Here is a 19,084-nt window from a genome sequence, read left to right on the forward strand (position 1 = left end):
CCAATTGTGGCTTGCCAATGAAACATTCACCGAAGCGTGAGTGCTATTGTCCCGGTTTGGGAGTACGCTGATGACTCAGTTCGCGACATGGCCAGTTGTTCTTCCCTGTCTTCGCGTCCGGTCTGATCGTGATCATGTTTCGAAACGGCACGTTTGCGCCCTCCAGCGAGCGCAAGATGCGGCCGCCAGAGGGAGACGACGACCATGGCGATTCCAATTCAAGGCACCTCATATCAAGGCAATGTCACATCTCTGACGCAGAGCGGACAGGAGACCGCGAACGCGCCAGAGATCCGAACCATCGGCCTTTCCGATTTGCACCGGGCCTTGCAGCTCGGCTGGGAGGATTTCAAGGCCGTTCCAAGTCACGCCGTTATCCTGTGCGTGATCTATCCCGTGCTCGGATTGGTGCTGGCGCGCACGGTGCTCGGTTACTCGGTGTTGCCGCTGTTGTTTCCGCTGGCCGCAGGCTTCGCCCTGCTCGGCCCGTTCGCAGCGCTCGGCCTATATGAGATGAGCCGCCGTCGTGAGACCGGCGCACAGGCGACGGCGTGGGATGCGCTCGAGGTGCTGCGCTCGCCCTCGTTCGGCGCCATGCTCGGGCTCGGCGTCCTCCTGCTGGCGTTGTTTGTGACCTGGGTAGCCACCGCGCAGGCGATCTACATCGCGGCGTTCGGCTATGAGGGCGCGACGGGCCTGCAAGATTTCGCGACGCGGGTGCTGACCACGCCGCAAGGCTGGTGGCTGATCGTGGTCGGCTGCGGCGTCGGCTTCCTGTTCGCCCTCGTCGCGCTCTGCATCAGCGTCGTATCGTTTCCGCTGATGCTCGATCGTCACGCCGGCGCCGGCGACGCGATGGTGACGTCCCTGCGCGCGGTCGCACGAAATCCCGTGCCGATGGCGGTCTGGGGTTTGATCGTGGCCGTGCTGCTGGTTGCAGGAACGCTGCCGTTCTTCCTTGGCCTTGCCGTCGTCATTCCACTGCTTGGCCACGCCACCTGGCATCTCTACCGGGAAACCATTGAACCGGAACTCAACCCCCAGCCGCTTCCGCCCCGCGCGCCACGCGAGCGCAAGCCCGCGGCGGACTTCCCGGCCAATCTGTTTCCCTGGCGGCGCAAGGAAGGCGCATAGGCCTTACAGCAAGTAGCGAGATCAAACCGCCGGTCGGTTGTCGACCGGCGGTTTGGCGTCCATTCATGCTGGCATCGCGCAGACCAATCCAGGCCGCCCCTCGGCCTCGGCCTTCGGGTTCAGAATTGCCTATGAATTGAGCGCCTGTGCTGATGACACGTTTGTGTCAGCGCCGACGAAATGGCGGCCTTGTTTTGGCCGCTGTTGCTCCGAACATTCGGTGTGGTTTCGAGACTAATGTCGATCATGAATCGACTTTGGAGCGAACGACACTATGACCTCTCGCGTTTCTGTTCGGACTTTGGCGCTGGCTGCACTTCTCCTGACTTCGGCAAGCCCATCGATTGCAGCTCCCTGTGGCTCCGGCACGTTTGAGGGCTGGCTCGAAGACTTCAAAAAGGAAGCCGCGGCGAAAGGAATTTCGCCGGCGGTCATTCAAACCGGACTGACCGGCGTGGCGCTCGACAAGACGGTCATTGCGCGGGACCATTCACAGAAGGTTTTCAGCCAGAGCTTTGAGGAATTCTCCGGCCGCATGGTCCCGCCCCGGCTCGCCCGCGGCGCCAACATGCTCAAGCAATATGGATCGGTGCTCGGGCGCATCGAACAGGCCTATGGCGTGCCCGGCGAAGTACTGGTCGCAATCTGGGGTCTGGAGACCGATTACGGCGTCAACATCGGAAAATTCCCGACGCTGCGCTCGCTTGCGACGCTGGCCTATGATTGCCGTCGCACCGATTTGTTCAAGGCCGAGTTGATGGACGCGCTCCGCATCGTCGAGCGCGGCGATATCGCGCCACAGGATATGCGCGGCGCCTGGGCCGGTGAAATCGGCCAGACCCAGTTCATGCCGTCGTCCTACATCAAATATGCGGTCGATTTCGACGGCAATGGCCGCCGCGACCTGCTGCGCAGTGCGCCTGATGTGCTGGCCTCGACCGCGAACTATCTTGCAAGCTATGGCTGGCAGCGCGGCAAGGATTGGGAGCCCGGCAGCGCGAATTTCGCCGTGATCCAGCAGTGGAATAAGAGCGAGGTCTATTCCAAGACCATCGGCTATTTCGCGACACAGCTTGCGCGTGCGCCTTAATAGGTCGGGAAAATCGGAGGGCCAGGCACCAAGGCAACAGGCCCTCCGCCGGGTAGGTCTACTTCGCCGTACCTATGTGCATCGCCTTGCTCAGATGCGCGCCGCAGACGCCCATCTTGCCGCTCAGCATGGCGTCCTGAGCCATGGCGATTTCCTTTTGCGCGGTAATCTTGCCCTCGCCGTCCGCCATCGCCTCGATGGCGGTCTCGGTCTTTTCGAGGTTGGGACCGCTGCAGCCGGCGTTCACCTTGGCGGCGTTTGCGGGAGCGATGGCGTAGGCAATGGCAGCCATTGCGGCTGCTGCGATTAATTTATTGAGCATGTTGTTTTTCCGTTTTCTGTTTTTGACAGCACCAGCGTCATTGCCGGAATCTGCGCGATGATTGTTTTCCGGTTGCAGAAAATTTTGGAATGACGTTCGCGCGAGGTGCTGAGCGCAGCATGCAATGCGATTATGCGAAACGACGCTTTTTCATTACGGCTGCGTAATTCATTACGGCCACGTAACGACGCGGCGCAGCATGTTGATCGATGCAGCACCGGGCAAAGATCGCGTTCGATCTCGCCATGGTGCGCGCTACCCCGATAGCGATGATCAACGCATGTGGTGAGACGTTGCGTTCAAATCGGGAGCGCTGTTCGCACGGTCTTCGTCGAGCGATACGCCAAGATAGCTATCGTCGCCACGAGCAGCGGAAGTCATCAGCGGTCGCCAGCCGCAGCAAGTGTCGGCGGGTCCCGGCTGCTGGCTAATGCCCCAGCGCGGGGCTCGCGCCACAGTTGCGCCTAAGCCGCGCGCCTTGCCACCATAGACTGATTATATATTCATTCTTATGCGAAGAACTGCATGCGAATCGCGCATGCGAAGCAGAGCGACGGTTCGATTTTGTGCAGGTCGGCCAGCCATTGATTTCTGGTGCGGAAGCATCTCTTGACGAGGTCGTAATAGTTGCTACCGAAATTTTGTCAACTATTTGATTTTGAATGCGTAATTCATATGTACTGAGGTCGGAACCAGCCTTTGGCCGCTCGATTGAGCGAGCAGTGCCGATGGGTTAATCAAACCTTACCAAAGCCATGCGTTTCCAGCTTAGCTGCACCGCAACATAGGAACTTCTGCACTGCAAAATATCAGCTATATTCATTTCAACGATGAGGCGTCCCTCCAAGAGCTGAATCGTAATTTCAAGGAGACTACCATGTTACTCTCGCTCATCCGCATGATCCAGGCGTTCCGGGACTATCAGCGCAATGTCAGCGAACTGTCCCAGCTTAGCGATCGCGAATTGGCCGATATTGGCCTCGATCGTTCGGACATTCCGCGCGTTGCAGCCGGGACCTATAACGGCTGATCCTTTGTCAGCTGCCTGACGAACGGATAAACGCCCGCCTCGCTGCGGGCGTTGTCGTATCTGGACTTGGTCGTATCCGGGCTGGATTCCTTGTTCAAAAAACGCCATTGCCGCAGGTGCACTTGGCGAGAAAACGCGCTAACCCTGCGCGCATGACCGCAGCCAAGAATCCAACTAACACCGTCCATGTGATCGGCGGTGGCCTCGCCGGCTCGGAAGCCGCCTGGCAGATCGCCAATGCCGGCATCCCCGTGGTCCTGCACGAGATGCGCCCGGTGCGGATGACGGAGGCCCATCAAACCGAAGGGCTTGCCGAACTCGTCTGCTCCAATTCATTCCGCTCCGACGATGCCGCCAATAATGCGGTGGGCCTGCTGCACGCCGAAATGCGCCGGCTGGGCTCGCTGATCATGCGGTCGGCGGACGCCAACCAGGTGCCCGCCGGCGGTGCGCTGGCGGTTGATCGCGACGGATTTTCGGCCGCCGTCACCCGTGCCCTGCACGAGCATCCGTTGATCGAGATCGACCGCACGGAAATCGCCGGCCTGCCGCCGGCCGACTGGGGCAACGTGATCGTGGCGACCGGTCCCCTCACCTCGGCGCCGCTGGCGGACGCTATTCGCGAACTCACCGACGAGAACGCGCTGGCGTTTTTCGACGCGATCGCGCCGATCGTACACAAGGATTCCATCGACATGTCGGTGGCCTGGTTCCAGTCGCGCTACGACAAGGTCGGGCCCGGCGGCACCGGCGCCGATTACATCAACTGCCCGATGACCAAGGAACAGTACGACGCGTTCGTTGCTGATCTGCTCGCCGGCGAGAAGGTCGACTTCAAGGACTGGGAGACCAACACGCCCTACTTCGATGGCTGCCTGCCGGTCGAAGTAATGGCTGAACGCGGTCACGAGACGCTGCGCCACGGGCCGATGAAGCCGGTCGGCCTCACCAATCCGCATAACCCGACGGTGAAGGCCTACGCCATCGTACAGCTGCGCCAGGACAACAAGCTCGGCACGCTCTACAACATCGTCGGCTTCCAGACCAAGCTGAAGCACGGCGCCCAGCAGCGCGTGTTCCGCAGCATTCCCGGGCTCGAGGCGGCCGAATTCGCCCGCCTCGGCGGCCTGCATCGCAACACCTTCCTGAACTCGCCAAAGCTTCTGGACGGCCAATTGCGGCTGCGCGCGCAGCCGCGGCTGCGTTTCGCCGGCCAGATGACCGGGTGCGAAGGCTATGTCGAATCCGCCAGCATCGGATTGATGGCCGGGCTCTATGCCGCCGCCGATGCACGCGCGCAGTCGCTGGCGCCGCCGCCGGCGACGACAGCGCTGGGATCCCTGCTCGGCCACATCACCGGCGGTCACATCGAGACCGTCGACGCTGGCCCGCGCTCGTTTCAACCGATGAACATCAATTTCGGCCTGTTCCCGCCGCTTGCCAGCCCGCCAACGAAGAAGCCGGACGGCACGCGGCTGCGCGGCAACGAGAAGACGGTCGCCAAGAAGCAGGCGATGAGTGCGCGGGCGCTGGCCGATCTCGACCGCTGGATCGCCGATCACCTGCGCGTCGCGGCGGCGGCGTAAGATCATGGCTTTGCCAAAGGATGACGCCGCGATTCTGTCGGCGCGATGGACCGAAGGCGTGCTGCTGAAGCGCGACGTGTTCTCCACCGTCGAGCGCGGGCGCTTCAAAAGCGACGCCGGCGAGGTCGATGCGGTGTTGCGCCGGCTCGATCAGGTGCCGATATGGTCCTATCTCCTCGCTCGCCATCTGTTCGCCCGCGAGCACCGCGCACTGGCGCTGGCGCGTGACCTGAATGTCGGCCCAAAACTGCTGTGGGCTGGCCGGCAGGCGCTGGTGCGCGGCTTCATCGATGGCGTCGCGCTGCAAATGGCAAAGCCGCATGGCGACCTCGGCTATTTCCGTTCCGCCAAGCTGGCACTGCGAAAACTGCATCGCGCCGGCATCTGCCACAACGATCTTGCCAAGGAGCAGAACTGGCTGCGCGGCAGTGACGGACAGGCCTATCTCACCGATTTCCAGCTGGCCGCCTGCTTCAAGAGCCGCAGCCGGCTGTTTCGCATCGCGGCCTATGAGGACCTGCGGCACCTCTTGAAACACAAGCGCAGCTACGCGCCTGCCGCGTTGACGCCAATGGAGCGCAAGATCCTGGCGCGCAAATCCGTCGTCGCCAGCGTCTGGCTGATGACCGGCAAGAAGGTCTATCAGGCCATCACCCGCGGCCTGTTCAATTTCACCGATCGCGAAGGCGGCGGCCGTCGCCTGGTCAACGACGCGCCTGTGCTGATCGAGATGATCCGCAAAAATCCACACGTGCGCGATACGGCCATCGTCGCCTTTGCTGACCGCCGCACCGGCGTCGGACTCTATGCGTTCGTCGAGGCCGATCAGGTTGCGCTGGAAAAGCAGCTGCGCAGCGAGCTTTCGTCCGCCAGGGGCGTCAAACCGCCGGAGCATATCCAGGTCGTGCACGCATTGCCGCGCGATACCGCCGGCAAGCCGCGCACCGAAATCCTGCAGCTCGTCGCGATGAACCAGCTCGACCTGATCGAGCCGATGATGAAGAACGACACTGACCGGGCGTTCCTGAAGGACATTCTGGAGAGCCGCAAGAATTTGCGGGACCGGTTTAATTTTGAAGCGGCCGATATGGATTCGCCGTCGGGCGCCTCTACGCGAACAAACTCTTAACCACCGAATTCCGGCGAGCGCGACGCCCGCCACAGCGTCCAGAGCGTCCGCAATCGCGACGAGGTCCTAGGTACGAACGGATCGGAATCCGCCCGCGACATCCACTTCAGGTCGCGGCGGACCAGCGCCAGCGGCAGGAATACCGGCCTCACCTCCGGCGGCACGGCGGAGAGCAGTTCGAAGGCGGTTTTCAGATGCTCCCGCGCCTCGCCGATCAGCTGGTCGATCGCCGCGCGCGCCTGCGGCGTCTGCTTGCCCGAATAGACTTCTTCCATGCCGCTGCCGTGTTGCTGCAGCAATTGCAGCGGCACGAACAGCTGGCGCCGCGCCGCATCCCACGGCAACTTCTCGATCACCTGCACCAGGCCCTGGGCGAAGCCGGCGTGGCGCGCGAGGTGATCGACCGCTTCCGAGGGCCGCGACGCGACGAGCCCGGCCAGCGAGAACAGCGCCGAAGATGTGTCGTTGATGTAGCCTTCGAGTGCCGCCATCGACGGCATCGGGTCGTTGTAGAGATCGAACTGGTGTTCGTCGATCAGGCGGGACAGCGGGTCGACCGGCAGGTGGTAGTCACGGATCACCTGCAGCAGTTCGGCGGCGACCGGGTTGCCTTCGATGCCGCCATGGCCCGCGCCGGCCAGCATGTCGGTCCACCATTGCAGCCGCATCTCGCCGGGCAGCGGCTGGCTGACCTGCTCGCGCACCCGTGAAATCTCCGCGTTGAAAGCGTAGATCGCGAGCAGCGCGCGGCGCTGGGCCGCCGGCATGAACAGCGTCGACGCGTAGCGGACGAAATCATGGGTGCGCACCAGGTCGGCGCAGAAGCCGGCGGAATCCCTGGATGCCTCGCTTGCGCTCATGGCACCGCGATCAGCGCGGCGGCAACGCGCCGGCGCTCACCCATCATGATGTTGTAGGTACGGATCGCCGGCCCGGTCTGCATCGGGTCCAGCACCACCCGCACCGCGCGCAGCGCCTCGCGCAAATGTTTGGGCGGAATCCAGACGTCGGTGCCGGTGCCGACGACCAGGGTGTCGATCGAATTCGCAGCCTTGAAGACGCGCGCCAGCGAATATTCGTCGATCTCATCGGGCTTCGTGACGTCCCACGCCCAGATCCCGTCCGGCAGGCACAGCAGCGAGCCGCGGTGCGACATGTCGGCGAACGCAAAACCACCCTTGCCGTAGGCCTCGATCGGCGCCGACCTCGGAAAATGCGGAGCGTCCGAGGAGCTCGTCATGCTTACTTCTTTTTAGGCGTATCCGGCGCGTCGCGGTGCTCACCAACGCCGAGATAGATCAGGATCGGCGCCGCGATGAAAATCGAGGTGTAAGTGCCGACCAGCACGACGCCGAACATCATGACTGCGGTGAAGCTGTGGATCGCGTGGCCGCCGAACACCAGCAGCGCCAGCAACGCCAGCGTCACCGTGACGTGGGTGATGATCGAGCGCGACAGTGTCGAATTGATGGATTCGTTGAGCAGTTGCGGCATCGGCATTTTCTTGTAACGCCGCAGCATTTCCCGAATCCGGTCATAGATCACGACCGTGTCGTTCAGGGAGTAGCCGAGGATCGTCAAGAGCGCCGCGATACTGGTGAGGTCGAAATCGACCTGGGTGAGCGACATGAAACCGATCGTGAGCACGATATCGTGAACGTTGGCGATCATGGCGCCGAGCGCGAACTGCCATTCGAACCGAAACCAGAGATAGAGCAGGATCGAAAAGATCGCGAGCATCAGACCGATCATGCCGTAGGCCAGCAATTCGCCGGAAACGCGCGGGCCTACCACCTCTACGCGGCGATACTCCACGCTGTCTCCGAGGGCGCTGCGGACCTTCGTCACCGCCTCTTGTTGCGCCTGGTCGCCGCCGGCCTGCTCGGCAACCCGGATCAGGACGTCGGCCGGACCACCAAACTGCTGAAGCTGAACCTCGCCGAGGCCGAGATTGCTCAACGTCGCACGCATCGTGGCAATGTCGGCGGAGCCCGACTTGGACTGCACCTCCAGCAACGTTCCACCCTTGAAGTCGATGCCGAAATTCAAGCCGTGGGTGAAGAACAGGATGATCGCCACGATCGAAAGCGCCGCCGAGATCGGAAAGCTGATGCGGCGAAAGCGCGTAAAATCGAAATGCGTATCGTCAGGGACGATCCGCAGCGGAGGCAGCAGATCGAGCACGGCGACGACTGTCAGCACGGCAATCAGGATGCCAAGCCCGATGAGGACGAATTGTGTTGTCAAAGCCGACTCCGCTTCAAATTGGCACGGTCTTCGGCCGCTTCCATCGTACCCAGCCGGCGACGATCAGGCTGGTCAGGGTAAACGCGGTGAACACGGTGGTGATGATGCCGATGCCGAGTGTCACGGCAAAGCCGCGGACCGGCCCGGTGCCGATGTAGAACAGCACGGCGGCGGCGATGAAGGTCGTGATGTTGGAGTCGAGAATGGTCGACAGTGCGCGCGTGAAGCCGGCGTCGATCGCCGAAATCGCGGTGCGGCCGTGGCGCAGCTCTTCGCGGATGCGCTCGTAGATCAGCACGTTGGAGTCGACCGCAATGCCGACCGTGAGCACGATGCCGGCGATGCCCGGCAATGTCAGCGTGGCGTTCAGAAGCGACAGGATGCCGAAGATCATGGCGACGTTGATGGCGACCGCAATATTGGCGAACACGCCAAACAGGCGGTACGTCACCAGCATGAACACGATGACCAGGATCGAGCCTACATAGGCCGCGAGTTCGCCCTTCTCGATCGAATCCTGACCGAGGCCCGGACCGACGGTACGCTCCTCGATGATGGTCAGCGGCGCAGGCAGCGCGCCGGCGCGCAACAGAATCGCCAGATCGTTGGCGGCCTGCACCGTGAAGTTACCGGATATCTGACCGGAGCCGCCAGTGATCGGTTCCTGGATAACCGGCGCCGAGATCACCTTGCCGTCCAGCACGATCGCGAACGGTTCCTTGACGTGTTGTGTTGTCGCCGCCGCGAACTTCCGTGATCCGGAGCTGTTGAACTTGAAAGAAACGATCGGCTGGTTGGTGCGCTGGTCGAATCCCGGCTGGGCGTCGATCAGTTCACCGCCCGAAACCAGCACTTGCTTCTTGATCACATAGGGCTGCGGATACGCCGGGTCGGCGCTGGGCAGCAACTCCGAGTCCGCCGGCACGCTCCCCCGTTGATCCGGCGGCACCGTGAGATCGACCATCCGGAATTCCATCTTGGCGGTCTTGCCAAGAATGTCCTTCAGCCGGGTCGGATCTTGCAGGCCCGGCACCTGCACCAGGATGCGGTCGATGCCCTGGCGCTGGATCAGGGGTTCCACCGTGCCGAGTTCGTTGACGCGGCGCTCGACGATCTGGATCGATTGTTCGACCGACTGGCGGATGCGTTCCGTGACCGCGGCCGGAGGCACTGTCAGCCGGATCACCCCACCGCCACCGTCAGCCACCTCGAGGCCACGCTGGCCGCTCGACCCCAACAACCCGCCAAGCGGTTGCGACAGTTCGCGCAGTTTGGTCAGCGCGGTCGGCGCGTCGGTGTCCTTGGTGATGCGCACTTCGACGACATCGGCACGGGCACTGAGGCCGGTGTACTGGATCTTGGCCTCACGCAGCACACGGCGGACGTCGTCGCGCACCTGGTCGAGCTTTTCCTTCTTGACGTAGTTGGAGTCGACTTCCAGCAGCAGGGACGAGCCGCCCTGCAAGTCGAGGCCGAGCACGATGTGGCGCTGCGCCCATTTCGGCCAGGTCTTTACCGTGGCCTCAGGGAAGAAATTCGGAACGGCGCACAGGCACACCACCAGCGCGGTCAGAATGATCGCCAGCGCCTTCCACCGCGTGAAATACAACATCGAGTTGACCCGTCAGATCAGGAGTATGCAGAGCGCAAATCAGCTCGCGGACGTCTCGTCCTTGGCGGTCTCGGCCTTTTCCTTGGCCGGCTCGCCCTTGGCGCGCACGCCGGAGATCATCTGCCGCATCTGGCGCACGCGCACACCGTCGGAGATCTCGAACTCGATCTGGTCGTCGTCGACGACCTTGGTCACCTTGCCGACCAGGCCGCCGGAGGTCACGACGGTATCGCCACGCCGGATGTTTTTCACCAGTTCGGCATGGTCCCTGATCTTCTTCTGCTGCGGGCGCAGAATCAGGAAGTACATGATGACGAAGATCAGTGCGAACGGCAGCAGCGACATCAACATGCTGTTGGCATCGCCACCGGCTGCAGCCTGGGCGTACGCAGGGGTAATCAGCATTCGAACAATCCTCGTGAGACGGGAAACGACCGGCGACGCAAGCGTCTGACCGGTCCGGGCAAATTCGCGCGGACTATAGCGGCGGCCGTCCCAATTGCAACGCTGCCAGCCCCCTCATTTAGGGCGCTTGCGGGAGCTTCCAAGGCCCGTTAAGGCTGCGCCGTCAGGAACACGGAAAATGTCGAAAAAACCCAATAAAACAGCGGCTCGCGCCACCTCCAAAGCAGGCCGGCGGAAGCCCGCGAAAACCGCGACAAAACGTCCGGCGCCCCCCTCGAAAGACGCCACCGCCGAGCGCATCGCGGACGCGCTGGAGGCCATCGCGAGCCACCTTTCCGCGGCCTCCCCGGCCAACGCGGGACCTGAGTCGTTCGGGGCTGCGGACGCCTTCGTCTGGCACCCGGACGGGCGGCTGGCGCCGGTACCGCGCGTCAGCCGGGTCGACCTCGGGTTGCTCAAGGGTATCGACCGGATGCGCGACATCCTGATCGAGAATACCGAGCGCTTTGCCGACGGCCTGCCCGCCAACAATGCGCTGCTGTGGGGCGCGCGCGGCATGGGCAAGTCGTCGCTGGTCAAGGCCGCGCATGCCGACATCAACCTCAAGCGCAAGCCGGCCGGCAAACTCAAGCTGATCGAGATCCATCGCGAGGATATCGAGAGCCTGCCGGGCCTGATGGACCGGGTGCGCAGCTCTTCATTCCGTTTCATCGTGTTCTGCGACGACCTCTCCTTCGACGGCAACGACGCCTCCTACAAATCGCTCAAAGCGGTGCTGGAAGGCGGCATCGAGGGACGCCCGGACAATGTGATCCTCTACGCCACCTCGAACCGCCGGCATCTTCTGGCGCGCGAGATGATCGAGAACGAACGCTCGACCGCGATCAATCCCGGTGAAGCGGTCGAGGAAAAAGTCTCGCTGTCGGACCGCTTTGGTCTGTGGCTGGGCTTCCATCGCTGCAGCCAGGACGAATATCTGGCGATGGTCCGCGGCTATTGCGGCCATTACGGCATCAAGCTTGCCGATGAGGAACTGGAGCGCGAAGCGCTGGAATGGTCGACGACCCGCGGTTCACGCTCGGGGCGCGTCGCCTGGCAGTTCACGCAGGAGCTGGCGGGACGGCTAGGTGTAAGGCTGGTGGGAAATTAGGACGCGGCAGCCGCGAACTCGCTCCGTCATACGCGGGCTTGACCCGCGTATCCATCGCACTTCGCAAGAGCGCTTTCTTCAGGGATGGATTGCCGGGTCAAGCCCGGCAATGACAGTTGAGGAGATACTGCGCCCTCACGCCCCGTTCAGGAATTGAAGCGGGTCAACCGGTGAAGATCCTTTGCGGATCTCGAAGTGGAGTTGCGGCGACCCCACCTCACCCGATTGGCCCGACTTGGCAATGATCTGGCCGCGCTTGATCGTGTCGCCGCGCTTCACCATCAGCTCACTCGCATGGGCATATGCAGTGACGTAACCGTTGGAGTGCCGAACCAGAATGAGATTGCCGTAACCCTTCAATTCATTGCCCGAGTAGGCGACGACGCCGTCTTCGGCAGCCTTCACCGGGGTGCCTTCCGGCACCGCCAGATTGATGCCGTCATTGGCCTTGCCGTTGGTCTTGGCGCCGTAGGTCGTGATGACCTTGCCGCGTACCGGCCAACGGAACGTCGGCAGCGCGCCAGTGGCTTCACTCGGCTTCACGGCCGGCGCTTCCGAGACGACCGGCTTTTCCTCGACATTGGTTGTCGCCTGCGCCAAGCGCGCGCTTTGCGGCTGCGCGGCAGGTGTCCCCGGCTTGGCGGCAGGCGCTGCGACCGCTGCGACCTGCACCGGTGCAACAGGCTGCGCCGCAGGTGCGGCGGCGGTCTTGGCGCCGGGCACGGTCAGCTTCATGCCGAGGCTGAGCTTGGCCGATGTGTCGAGGTTGTTGGCCTTGGCGAGATCCCCCACCGGGAGGTTGTTACGGCGCGCAATGCTCATCAACGTGTCGCCGCGATTGACGACGTGCACGCTCGACGGCCCCGCAACAGCCGCGACCGGCTTGCTGGCCGGCGGCGCTACCGCCGGCGCGGGCGCAGCGGCAACGGTCTGGCGCGGGATGATCAGTTGCTGGCCGGGCGATAGCGCGCGCGGTCCCTTGTAACCATTGGCCTGCAGGATCGCAGCCGACGAGACGTTGTAGCGCTTGGCCAGGATGTCGAGCGTGTCGCTGGTACCGACGATGATCGTGGTGCCGCCATGCGCGGGCGCAGCGGCAACCGAGCGCGGCGCAACGGTGGCGGTGGTCTCAAGCTTGGGTTGGCCCGGCGGGGTATAGGACGAAAGCCCGCGGCCTCCGCCCGACACGCCGTTGCCTGCGGCCTGATAGGATCGCGGCGCCGTGACCACCGGCGGCGGTGGCGGCAAGGCCGACGATTGGTATTGGGGCTGCGACTGATACGGCTGAGTTTGCGGCCGAGAATATTGCGGCAGTTCGCGACGCTCGACCTGGGGCGCCGGCGCCTGCTGCACCGAACCGGTCGCGTCCGGCTGATAGTTGAACGGGTTTGACAGGGTGTTTTGCGAGAAGCGCGTCGACATATCGGCGCTGCAGCCGGCAAAGCCAAACGACATCAGCGTCAGCACCGCCACTTGCGGTACGCGACGCGAGCGAAGCAACTCGACGACACGGGACATGGTTACTCACTCATACGCAACTAAATACTCTTTTGAGTAAACACGTCCCGAGTAAATAACCGCTTAACCCTTCAAATAAGATGTTGGCGGGAACCGCCAATCCGTGATTCTACAGTTCGCGGGCAATCCCCGGCAGCGCCGGCACGAAGCGCACGTCGACCAGCGCCTTGCGGTCGAACCCTGCGTCAGTCCTCGTGACGCGCAGCAGAGTCTGGACACCCTGGTGGGGTCCGACCGGTGCGATCAGGATGCCACCGGGCTCAAGCCGCGCCAGCAGCTTCTCCGGGATTTGCTCCATCGCCGCGGTCACGATGATGCGGTCGAAATCCCCGGCACCTGGCGGGATATCGAAGCCGTCGCCAAGCAGGACCTCGATATTGTCGTAGCCCAGCTTTTCCAGCCGGGCCCGCGCGCTGTCGGCCAGCGTCCGGTACCGCTCCATGGTCAGGACGTGCTTGCAAAGCCGGGACAGGATCGCGGCCTGGTAACCGGAGCCGGTGCCGATCTCGAGCACCTTGTGTTGCTTTTGCAGCTGCAATTGCTCGGTCATGTAGGCGACCACGAAGGGCTGGCTGATGGTTTGCCCGCAGGCGATGCCGAGCGCGCTGTCGCGATAGGCATGACCGCGATCGGCCGCGGTCACGAACATCTCGCGCGGCACCTCTTCCATGGTGCGCAGGATGGTCTGGTCGCTGATCCCCCGCCGCCGCAGGGAGAGCTGGAACATCATCTTTTCGGGCGGTTCTTGCGACATTAGAGACTCGGGGGCGCGGCCTGGCCATTCATCTAGTGCTTCGCTCGGGATTTGATGCAATAGCCAGCGGAGCTTTAAGGAAGAATTTCCTCAAAATGGGTTCCGCTTGTGGAACTACGGTCCGGGAACAGCGTTAGAGCCCGGAAAATCGGGGCTCTTGACGGGCGGGCCGCAGGCCTTGGCCTGACCCATCTTGTCGTTGCGCCGATTGGTGTTATTTGCGAACCTTGAGCTCGGGAAGGGCAAGGATTCCATCATGATGGCGACGCGGCCGCAGGGCTGTTCAGTGTTTCTCGTCGAAGACGAGGTCATGATCCGGATGATGGTCGCCGACATGCTCGAAGAGCTCGGCTACAGCGTCGCCGCCGAGGCCGGCGAAATCGGCGAAGCCGTCAAGCTCGCCCAATCGACCGAGTTCGATCTCGCCATCCTCGACGTCAACGTCAACGGCAAGGTGATCACGCCGGTGGCCGAACTGATCAAGGCGCGCAACCGGCCCTTCATTTTCGCGACCGGCTACGGCTCCTCGGGCCTGCCCGAGGAATATCGCGACCGCCCGGCGCTGCAAAAACCGTTTCAACTGGAAACGCTGGCGCAGATGATCAACAACGCGCTCAAGAGCGCGGCGGCTTAGCCGCTCTATCCACACACCCTGCCCGTCATCATCCGCGAAAGCGGATGATCCAGTACTCGAGAGACCGTCGATTGAACCGCGACGCCGCGGCGTACTGGATACCCGCGTTCGCGGGTATGACGCTTCGCGTCACTTCAACGTCGTCGTCAGAGCTTCCGAAAACGCTTCATCGGTGCGGTCGAGTCGCAGCGGCGTCACTGACACGTAGCGCGCGGCCAATGCGGCGAGATCGGTGCCTTCGGCCGGCGTGTCCAGCATCGCGGCGCGTTCGAAGCCGATCCAGAAATAGGGATTGCCGCGGCCGTCATGGCGCTTGTCGACTTTCAGGAAACCGAGATTGCGCTTGCCCTGCCGCGTGACGCGGATGCCATTGACCTCGTCGGGGGTGCAGGCCGGAAAGTTGACGTTGATCACGGTGTTCTTGGGCACGCCGGCGTCGATCACCTTGCGCACGATATCCGGCCCGAATTTCACCGCCGTGTCCCACAGCGGCGCGTTCCGCGTTTCGATGGAGAATTCCTGGCTCAGCGCAAACGATGGAATGCCCAGAATGGTGCCTTCCAGCGCGCCCGCGATGGTGCCGGAATAGACCACGTCCTCGGCGACGTTGCGGCCCTTGTTGACGCCCGACAGCACGAGATCCGGCAGCTTTTCGCCGAGGATGTGGCGCGCGCCCATGATTACGCAATCGGTCGGCGTGCCGCGCACCGCAAAATGCCGCGGGCCGACTTCGCGCAGCCGCAGCGGATCGTTCAGCGACAGCGAATGCGAGACGCCGGATTGATCGAGTTCGGGCGCCACGATCCAGACGTCGTCCGACAGCGCGCGGGCGATCTCCTCGACGACCTTCAGACCGGGAGCGTGAATGCCGTCGTCATTGGTGCAGAGAATGCGCATCCGTCAAAATGCCTTCCGGTTCGATTCGAGGCCGTTTTCCATGTCGCCGGCGCCGTATTATCCGCCTATCGCCGCCGAGGCAAACCGGCAAGATATGGTCATTCCCGCATCCGGACGCGCCAGGGACGAACGAACTTGGCGTAGCCTGAAAACACCATTTGAAATTTTGGCGGCACGGACTGAGCCGGCTCGGGCTCAGGCGTTGGGATCGCAATCGCCCGCAATATGACGGGCGGAGCCGGAGGCGGTTTGATCGGATCCGGCTTTGGAGGCCGGGGCTCTTCCAACGTTGCGATCTGAGGTGGCGGCTCAATTGGTGCGATGGGCGAAACCACCACCGGCGCCGGCGTAACCGGCGGAGCAGCCTGACGCACCGTTGGCGCAACGGGCGGAGCCGGCGCGATTGTTTCCGGCTGCGTCACGCCGCCTGGAGGAAACCGCTTCCGCGCCACCTCGAGGCCCTTGTCGAAATCCGCGACATTGAGCCATTCCTTGGCCCGCATGGTTTCGATCAGCGCCTCGTCCCACAACTGCGAGACCTCGATATCGAAGAAGCCCTTCAGCTTCTGGTCGATCAACTGCATCCCGAGGCCGGTGACAGCCCATTGCCGGCCGATCCAATGGATGTCGCGATGCAGGGGCATGTTCGGCTTTGCTATTTGTCGTGCTCGATGACCTTGAGGCCGCCCATATAAGGCTGCAGCACGTCGGGCACTGCAATCGATCCATCCTGTTGCTGATAGGTTTCCATGACAGCAATCAGCGCGCGGCCGACCGCGGTGCCGGAGCCGTTCAGCGTATGCACGAAACGCGGCTTGCCATCGGGCCCGCGATAGCGCGCATCCATGCGCCGCGCCTGGAAATCGCCGCACACCGAACAGCTGGAGATTTCGCGAAAAGCACCGCCGTCGCCCTGCCCCGGCATCCACACTTCGATGTCGTAGGTTTTCTGCGCGGAGAAACCCATGTCGCCCGCACACAGCGTCATGACACGATAATGCAGATCGAGGCGGCGCAATACTTCTTCAGCACAGGAGAGCATGCGCTCGTGCTCGTCCTTGCTCGCCTCCGGTGTGGTGATCGAGACCAGTTCGACTTTTGTGAATTGATGCTGGCGGATCATGCCTCGGGTATCACGGCCGGCGGCACCTGCCTCCGCACGGAAACACGGCGTCAGCGCCGAAAGACGCATCGGCAATTCCTTGTCGTCGACAATGGATTCGCGGACAAGGTTGGTCAGCGACACTTCGGCCGTGGGAATGAGGCCAAGACGTTCAGTCTTTAGGCGGCCATCATCCGGAGCCGCCAGCAGCTCGCCCTTGATCGCCCAGAACTGATCATCCTCGAATTTCGGCAATTGCCCGGTGCCGAACATCACGTCGTCGCGCACCAATAGCGGCGGATTGATCTCGGTGTAGCCATGTTCGTTGGTGTGGAGATCGAGCATGAATTGCCCGATCGCACGCTCCAGCCGCGCGAGGCCTTTTTTCAGCACGACAAAACGCGCGCCAGAGAGTTTCGCTGCCGTCTCGAAATCCATATAGCCGAGCGCGCCGCCGAGATCGTCATGCGGCTTCGGCGCGAAACCGTAGGTGCGCGCCTTGCCGAACACCTGACGCTGCACATTGCCGTGCTCGTCAACGCCGTCGGGCACTTCGTCGAGCGGCAGGTTCGGGATCGCGGCCAATTCTTTGGCGAGTTCGTCGTCCGCCGTCTTTGCCGCGGCTTCGAGCTCCGGCATCGTGGTCTTGAGTTCGGCGACCTCGGCCATCAGCTTCGATGCACGCGCCTCGTCCTTTGCCTTCTTGGCGTCGCCGATTTCCTTCGAGGCCGCATTGCGCCTTGCCTGCGCCTGCTCGGACGCCAGAATCGCCGCGCGGCGCCTTTCGTCGATCGCCAGCAGCGACGGCGACAGCGGCGCCAGGCCACGGCGCTTCAGTCCGGCGTCGAAGGCTTGCGGGTTATCGCGGATCGATTTGATGTCGTGCATGGCGGATCATTCCTGAATTCGTCAAATGCCAACGCAATACGTTGACATTTAACGGTGCGCTTCCCGTACCACACCCGTCATCACCCGCGAAAGCGGGTGATCCAGTATTCCAGAGCAGAAGCGATGGATTCGAGAGGCCGCGGCGTACTGGGTACCCCGCTTTCGCGGGGTACGACGAACCCTACTCGGCCGGATTGGCCGCGGGCGGCGGGGTCGCGGAGGGTGGCGTACCGGTTGCGGCCTTGGCTGCGGCGACCCGCTTCTCCACCAGGGCGACCGCGAGGATCGAGCCTTCGTAAAGGACCATCAAGGGCAGCGCGAGCGAGGCCTGGCTCAGCACGTCCGGCGGCGTCAGGACGGCCGCGATGACGAAGGCGACCACGATGAAATAGCGCCGCTTTTCGCGCAGCTGCTGCGCGGTGAGGATGCCGATCCGGCCCAATAGCGTCAGGATGACTGGCAGCTGGAACGCGATGCCGAAGGCAAAGATCAGCGACATCATCAGCGACAGATATTCGCCGACCTTCGGCAACAGCTGGATCTGCGCGGTCTCGTCGCCGCCGGACTGCTGCATGCCGAGCGAGAAGCGCACCAGCATCGGCAGCACGATGAAATAGACCAGGAGCGAGCCGAGCACGAAGAAGAACGGGGTCGCCACCAGGTACGGCAGGAACGCGCCGCGCTCGTGCTTGTAAAGCCCGGGCGCCACGAATTTGTAGATCTGCGTCGCGATGATCGGGAACGAAATGAAGCCGGCGCCGAACAGCGCGAGCTTCAGCTGCGTGAGGAAATATTCCAGCAGCGCCGTGTAGATGAACTTCGAATTCTCGGGGCCGGCGATCCAGACGAACGGCCACACCAGCACGTTGTAGATCTGCTTGGCGAAGAAGAAGCAGAAGATGAAGGCGATACCGAACGCCAGCAGCGCCTTGATCAGCCGCGAGCGCAGCTCGATCAAATGGTCCATCAGCGGCGCTTTGCTGGCCTCGATGTCTTCGTCGCTCATGACGCTTTGGCGTCCTTGAGAATGTCCGGCGCCGCTGGCGCGATGTCCTGTGACGCGGCCTGAGCTTCGCGGGTGATGATTAGCGGCTCGGAGACCGCCTGATGGGTTTCGGCCTCGACGAACGTCTCGGCCGTCGGGGCGGCCGGCGTGGTCGGTGCGACGATTTCGGGCGTCACGGTTTCCCCGATCGAGGTCTCCACCTGCGAGTTGACGGGCTTGTCGATGTCCCCGATCTGCAGGGCGTCACCGACGTCCTTTTGCAGCGAGGTGATCAGACCGGTGGGAGACATGCCTGTCGCGACGTCCTTGACCTCGTCAAAACTCTTCTTGAGGTCGGCCATTTCGGCCTCGCGCATCGCTTCCTGGAACTGGCCCTGGAATTCGCTAGCCATCTTGCGGGCCTTGCCCATCCATTGCCCGACCATGCGCAGCACGCCCGGCAGCTCTTTCGGGCCGATGGCGATCAGCGCGACAACCGCGATGACGACCAGTTCACTCCACCCGATGTCGAACATGAAAATTTCCGCTTACGCGACCCCGCCCCACCCAAATCTCCATAGCAAGATTTTGGGGCGGCCCG

General features: G+C 62.8%; 20 protein-coding genes. 7 read left to right on the top strand and 13 right to left on the bottom strand.

Annotated features, from left to right (window positions below; all coding sequences use genetic code 11):
- Positions 1–204 precede the first annotated feature (204 nt).
- Together JQ609_RS21960 and JQ609_RS21965 are read left to right on the top strand one after the other, a co-directional pair.
- On the top strand, positions 205–1,134 hold the full coding sequence (locus tag JQ609_RS21960; RefSeq protein ID WP_212274934.1) for a DUF2189 domain-containing protein: 930 nt from the start codon (positions 205–207) through the stop codon (positions 1,132–1,134).
- 274 nt (positions 1,135–1,408) lie between these two features.
- Positions 1,409–2,224, top strand: a complete 816-nt coding sequence (locus tag JQ609_RS21965; protein ID WP_212210461.1) for a lytic murein transglycosylase — start codon at positions 1,409–1,411, stop codon at positions 2,222–2,224.
- A gap of 58 nt (positions 2,225–2,282) precedes the next feature.
- Here the strand turns inward: JQ609_RS21965 and JQ609_RS21970 are convergent, their stop codons facing one another.
- Positions 2,283–2,546 (bottom strand): hypothetical protein, encoded by a 264-nt coding sequence (locus JQ609_RS21970; protein ID WP_212210464.1) that lies wholly within the window; start codon positions 2,544–2,546, stop codon positions 2,283–2,285.
- An 877-nt stretch (positions 2,547–3,423) separates the two neighbouring features.
- Here JQ609_RS21970 and JQ609_RS21975 point away from each other — a divergent pair.
- The 3 genes from JQ609_RS21975 to JQ609_RS21985 all read left to right on the top strand — a co-directional run bounded on the left by JQ609_RS21975 (position 3,424) and on the right by JQ609_RS21985 (position 6,291).
- Positions 3,424–3,576 (top strand): DUF1127 domain-containing protein, encoded by a 153-nt coding sequence (locus JQ609_RS21975; RefSeq protein WP_016846063.1) that lies wholly within the window; start codon positions 3,424–3,426, stop codon positions 3,574–3,576.
- A 152-nt stretch (positions 3,577–3,728) separates the two neighbouring features.
- Positions 3,729–5,162: a methylenetetrahydrofolate--tRNA-(uracil(54)-C(5))-methyltransferase (FADH(2)-oxidizing) TrmFO gene (gene trmFO / locus JQ609_RS21980; protein ID WP_212274935.1), complete on the top strand. Its 1,434-nt coding sequence runs from the start codon at positions 3,729–3,731 to the stop codon at positions 5,160–5,162.
- A gap of 4 nt (positions 5,163–5,166) precedes the next feature.
- Entirely contained in the window at positions 5,167–6,291 is a 1,125-nt protein-coding gene (locus JQ609_RS21985) for a serine/threonine protein kinase (protein WP_212274936.1), read from the top strand.
- Here the strand turns inward: JQ609_RS21985 and JQ609_RS21990 are convergent.
- Genes JQ609_RS21990 through yajC form a run of 5 tightly spaced genes read right to left on the bottom strand, consistent with a single transcriptional unit; the run spans position 6,288 to position 10,555 of the window.
- Positions 6,288–7,151, bottom strand: coding sequence for a phytoene/squalene synthase family protein (locus tag JQ609_RS21990; RefSeq protein WP_212210470.1), 864 nt, complete (start codon positions 7,149–7,151; stop codon positions 6,288–6,290). The genes JQ609_RS21985 and JQ609_RS21990 overlap by 4 nt on opposite strands.
- Positions 7,148–7,531: an Mth938-like domain-containing protein gene (locus tag JQ609_RS21995; protein WP_212210472.1), complete on the bottom strand. Its 384-nt coding sequence runs from the start codon at positions 7,529–7,531 to the stop codon at positions 7,148–7,150. The genes JQ609_RS21990 and JQ609_RS21995 overlap by 4 nt, the downstream gene beginning before the upstream one ends.
- 2 nt (positions 7,532–7,533) lie before the next feature.
- Positions 7,534–8,538, bottom strand: coding sequence for a protein translocase subunit SecF (gene secF / locus JQ609_RS22000; protein ID WP_212210474.1), 1,005 nt, complete (start codon positions 8,536–8,538; stop codon positions 7,534–7,536).
- A gap of 13 nt (positions 8,539–8,551) precedes the next feature.
- Entirely contained in the window at positions 8,552–10,150 is a 1,599-nt protein-coding gene (secD, locus tag JQ609_RS22005; RefSeq protein ID WP_212274937.1) for a protein translocase subunit SecD, read from the bottom strand.
- Between the two features lie 39 nt (positions 10,151–10,189).
- Positions 10,190–10,555: a preprotein translocase subunit YajC gene (yajC, locus tag JQ609_RS22010; RefSeq protein WP_192739505.1), complete on the bottom strand. Its 366-nt coding sequence runs from the start codon at positions 10,553–10,555 to the stop codon at positions 10,190–10,192.
- A 178-nt stretch (positions 10,556–10,733) separates the two neighbouring features.
- Between yajC and JQ609_RS22015 the strand changes: the two genes are divergently transcribed.
- Entirely contained in the window at positions 10,734–11,705 is a 972-nt protein-coding gene (locus JQ609_RS22015; RefSeq protein WP_212274938.1) for an ATP-binding protein, read from the top strand.
- A 135-nt stretch (positions 11,706–11,840) separates the two neighbouring features.
- Here the strand turns inward: JQ609_RS22015 and JQ609_RS22020 are convergent, their stop codons facing one another.
- Entirely contained in the window at positions 11,841–13,223 is a 1,383-nt protein-coding gene (locus tag JQ609_RS22020; RefSeq protein WP_212274939.1) for a peptidoglycan DD-metalloendopeptidase family protein, read from the bottom strand.
- A gap of 109 nt (positions 13,224–13,332) precedes the next feature.
- Positions 13,333–13,977: a protein-L-isoaspartate(D-aspartate) O-methyltransferase gene (locus JQ609_RS22025; protein WP_409363424.1), complete on the bottom strand. Its 645-nt coding sequence runs from the start codon at positions 13,975–13,977 to the stop codon at positions 13,333–13,335.
- 256 nt (positions 13,978–14,233) lie between these two features.
- Here JQ609_RS22025 and JQ609_RS22030 point away from each other — a divergent pair, with 256 nt between their 5' ends.
- On the top strand, positions 14,234–14,611 hold the full coding sequence (locus JQ609_RS22030; protein WP_212210483.1) for a response regulator: 378 nt from the start codon (positions 14,234–14,236) through the stop codon (positions 14,609–14,611).
- Between the two features lie 129 nt (positions 14,612–14,740).
- Here the strand turns inward: JQ609_RS22030 and surE are convergent, their stop codons facing one another.
- The 5 genes from surE to tatB form a co-directional block, all read right to left on the bottom strand.
- Positions 14,741–15,508 (bottom strand): 5'/3'-nucleotidase SurE, encoded by a 768-nt coding sequence (gene surE, locus JQ609_RS22035; protein ID WP_212274940.1) that lies wholly within the window; start codon positions 15,506–15,508, stop codon positions 14,741–14,743.
- Between the two features lie 98 nt (positions 15,509–15,606).
- On the bottom strand, positions 15,607–16,152 hold the full coding sequence (locus JQ609_RS22040; protein WP_212274941.1) for a hypothetical protein: 546 nt from the start codon (positions 16,150–16,152) through the stop codon (positions 15,607–15,609).
- Between the two features lie 11 nt (positions 16,153–16,163).
- Complete coding sequence (serS, locus tag JQ609_RS22045) at positions 16,164–17,498, bottom strand: serine--tRNA ligase (RefSeq protein ID WP_212274942.1); 1,335 nt, start codon at positions 17,496–17,498, stop codon at positions 16,164–16,166.
- Between the two features lie 181 nt (positions 17,499–17,679).
- A complete protein-coding gene (gene tatC / locus JQ609_RS22050) occupies positions 17,680–18,504 on the bottom strand; it encodes a twin-arginine translocase subunit TatC (RefSeq protein ID WP_212210491.1) in 825 nt (274 codons plus the stop codon).
- A complete protein-coding gene (gene tatB / locus JQ609_RS22055; RefSeq protein ID WP_212210493.1) occupies positions 18,501–19,019 on the bottom strand; it encodes a Sec-independent protein translocase protein TatB in 519 nt (172 codons plus the stop codon). Before tatB ends, tatC begins: the two co-directional genes overlap by 4 nt.
- Between the last annotated feature and the right edge of the window lie 65 nt (positions 19,020–19,084).

Origin of the sequence: Bradyrhizobium sp. AUGA SZCCT0169 (genome assembly GCF_018130085.1) — a bacterium.
Lineage (GTDB): Bacteria > Pseudomonadota > Alphaproteobacteria > Rhizobiales > Xanthobacteraceae > Bradyrhizobium.

Excerpts from the sequence above, each read along its gene's own strand:
- JQ609_RS21960 (WP_212274934.1), top strand. The coding sequence starts at position 205 with ATGGCGATTCCAATTCAAGGCACCTCATATCAAGGCAATGTCACATCT.
- JQ609_RS21965 (WP_212210461.1), top strand. The coding sequence starts at position 1,409 with ATGACCTCTCGCGTTTCTGTTCGGACTTTGGCGCTGGCTGCACTTCTC.
- JQ609_RS21970 (WP_212210464.1), bottom strand. The coding sequence starts at position 2,546 with ATGCTCAATAAATTAATCGCAGCAGCCGCAATGGCTGCCATTGCCTAC.
- JQ609_RS21975 (WP_016846063.1), top strand. The coding sequence starts at position 3,424 with ATGTTACTCTCGCTCATCCGCATGATCCAGGCGTTCCGGGACTATCAG.
- trmFO (WP_212274935.1), top strand. The coding sequence starts at position 3,729 with ATGACCGCAGCCAAGAATCCAACTAACACCGTCCATGTGATCGGCGGT.
- JQ609_RS21985 (WP_212274936.1), top strand. The coding sequence starts at position 5,167 with ATGGCTTTGCCAAAGGATGACGCCGCGATTCTGTCGGCGCGATGGACC.
- JQ609_RS21990 (WP_212210470.1), bottom strand. The coding sequence starts at position 7,151 with ATGAGCGCAAGCGAGGCATCCAGGGATTCCGCCGGCTTCTGCGCCGAC.
- JQ609_RS21995 (WP_212210472.1), bottom strand. The coding sequence starts at position 7,531 with ATGACGAGCTCCTCGGACGCTCCGCATTTTCCGAGGTCGGCGCCGATC.
- secD (WP_212274937.1), bottom strand. The coding sequence starts at position 10,150 with ATGTTGTATTTCACGCGGTGGAAGGCGCTGGCGATCATTCTGACCGCG.
- yajC (WP_192739505.1), bottom strand. The coding sequence starts at position 10,555 with ATGCTGATTACCCCTGCGTACGCCCAGGCTGCAGCCGGTGGCGATGCC.
- JQ609_RS22015 (WP_212274938.1), top strand. The coding sequence starts at position 10,734 with ATGTCGAAAAAACCCAATAAAACAGCGGCTCGCGCCACCTCCAAAGCA.
- JQ609_RS22020 (WP_212274939.1), bottom strand. The coding sequence starts at position 13,223 with ATGTCCCGTGTCGTCGAGTTGCTTCGCTCGCGTCGCGTACCGCAAGTG.
- JQ609_RS22025 (WP_409363424.1), bottom strand. The coding sequence starts at position 13,977 with ATGTCGCAAGAACCGCCCGAAAAGATGATGTTCCAGCTCTCCCTGCGG.
- JQ609_RS22030 (WP_212210483.1), top strand. The coding sequence starts at position 14,234 with ATGATGGCGACGCGGCCGCAGGGCTGTTCAGTGTTTCTCGTCGAAGAC.
- surE (WP_212274940.1), bottom strand. The coding sequence starts at position 15,508 with ATGCGCATTCTCTGCACCAATGACGACGGCATTCACGCTCCCGGTCTG.
- JQ609_RS22040 (WP_212274941.1), bottom strand. The coding sequence starts at position 16,152 with ATGCCCCTGCATCGCGACATCCATTGGATCGGCCGGCAATGGGCTGTC.
- serS (WP_212274942.1), bottom strand. The coding sequence starts at position 17,498 with ATGCACGACATCAAATCGATCCGCGATAACCCGCAAGCCTTCGACGCC.
- tatC (WP_212210491.1), bottom strand. The coding sequence starts at position 18,504 with ATGAGCGACGAAGACATCGAGGCCAGCAAAGCGCCGCTGATGGACCAT.
- tatB (WP_212210493.1), bottom strand. The coding sequence starts at position 19,019 with ATGTTCGACATCGGGTGGAGTGAACTGGTCGTCATCGCGGTTGTCGCG.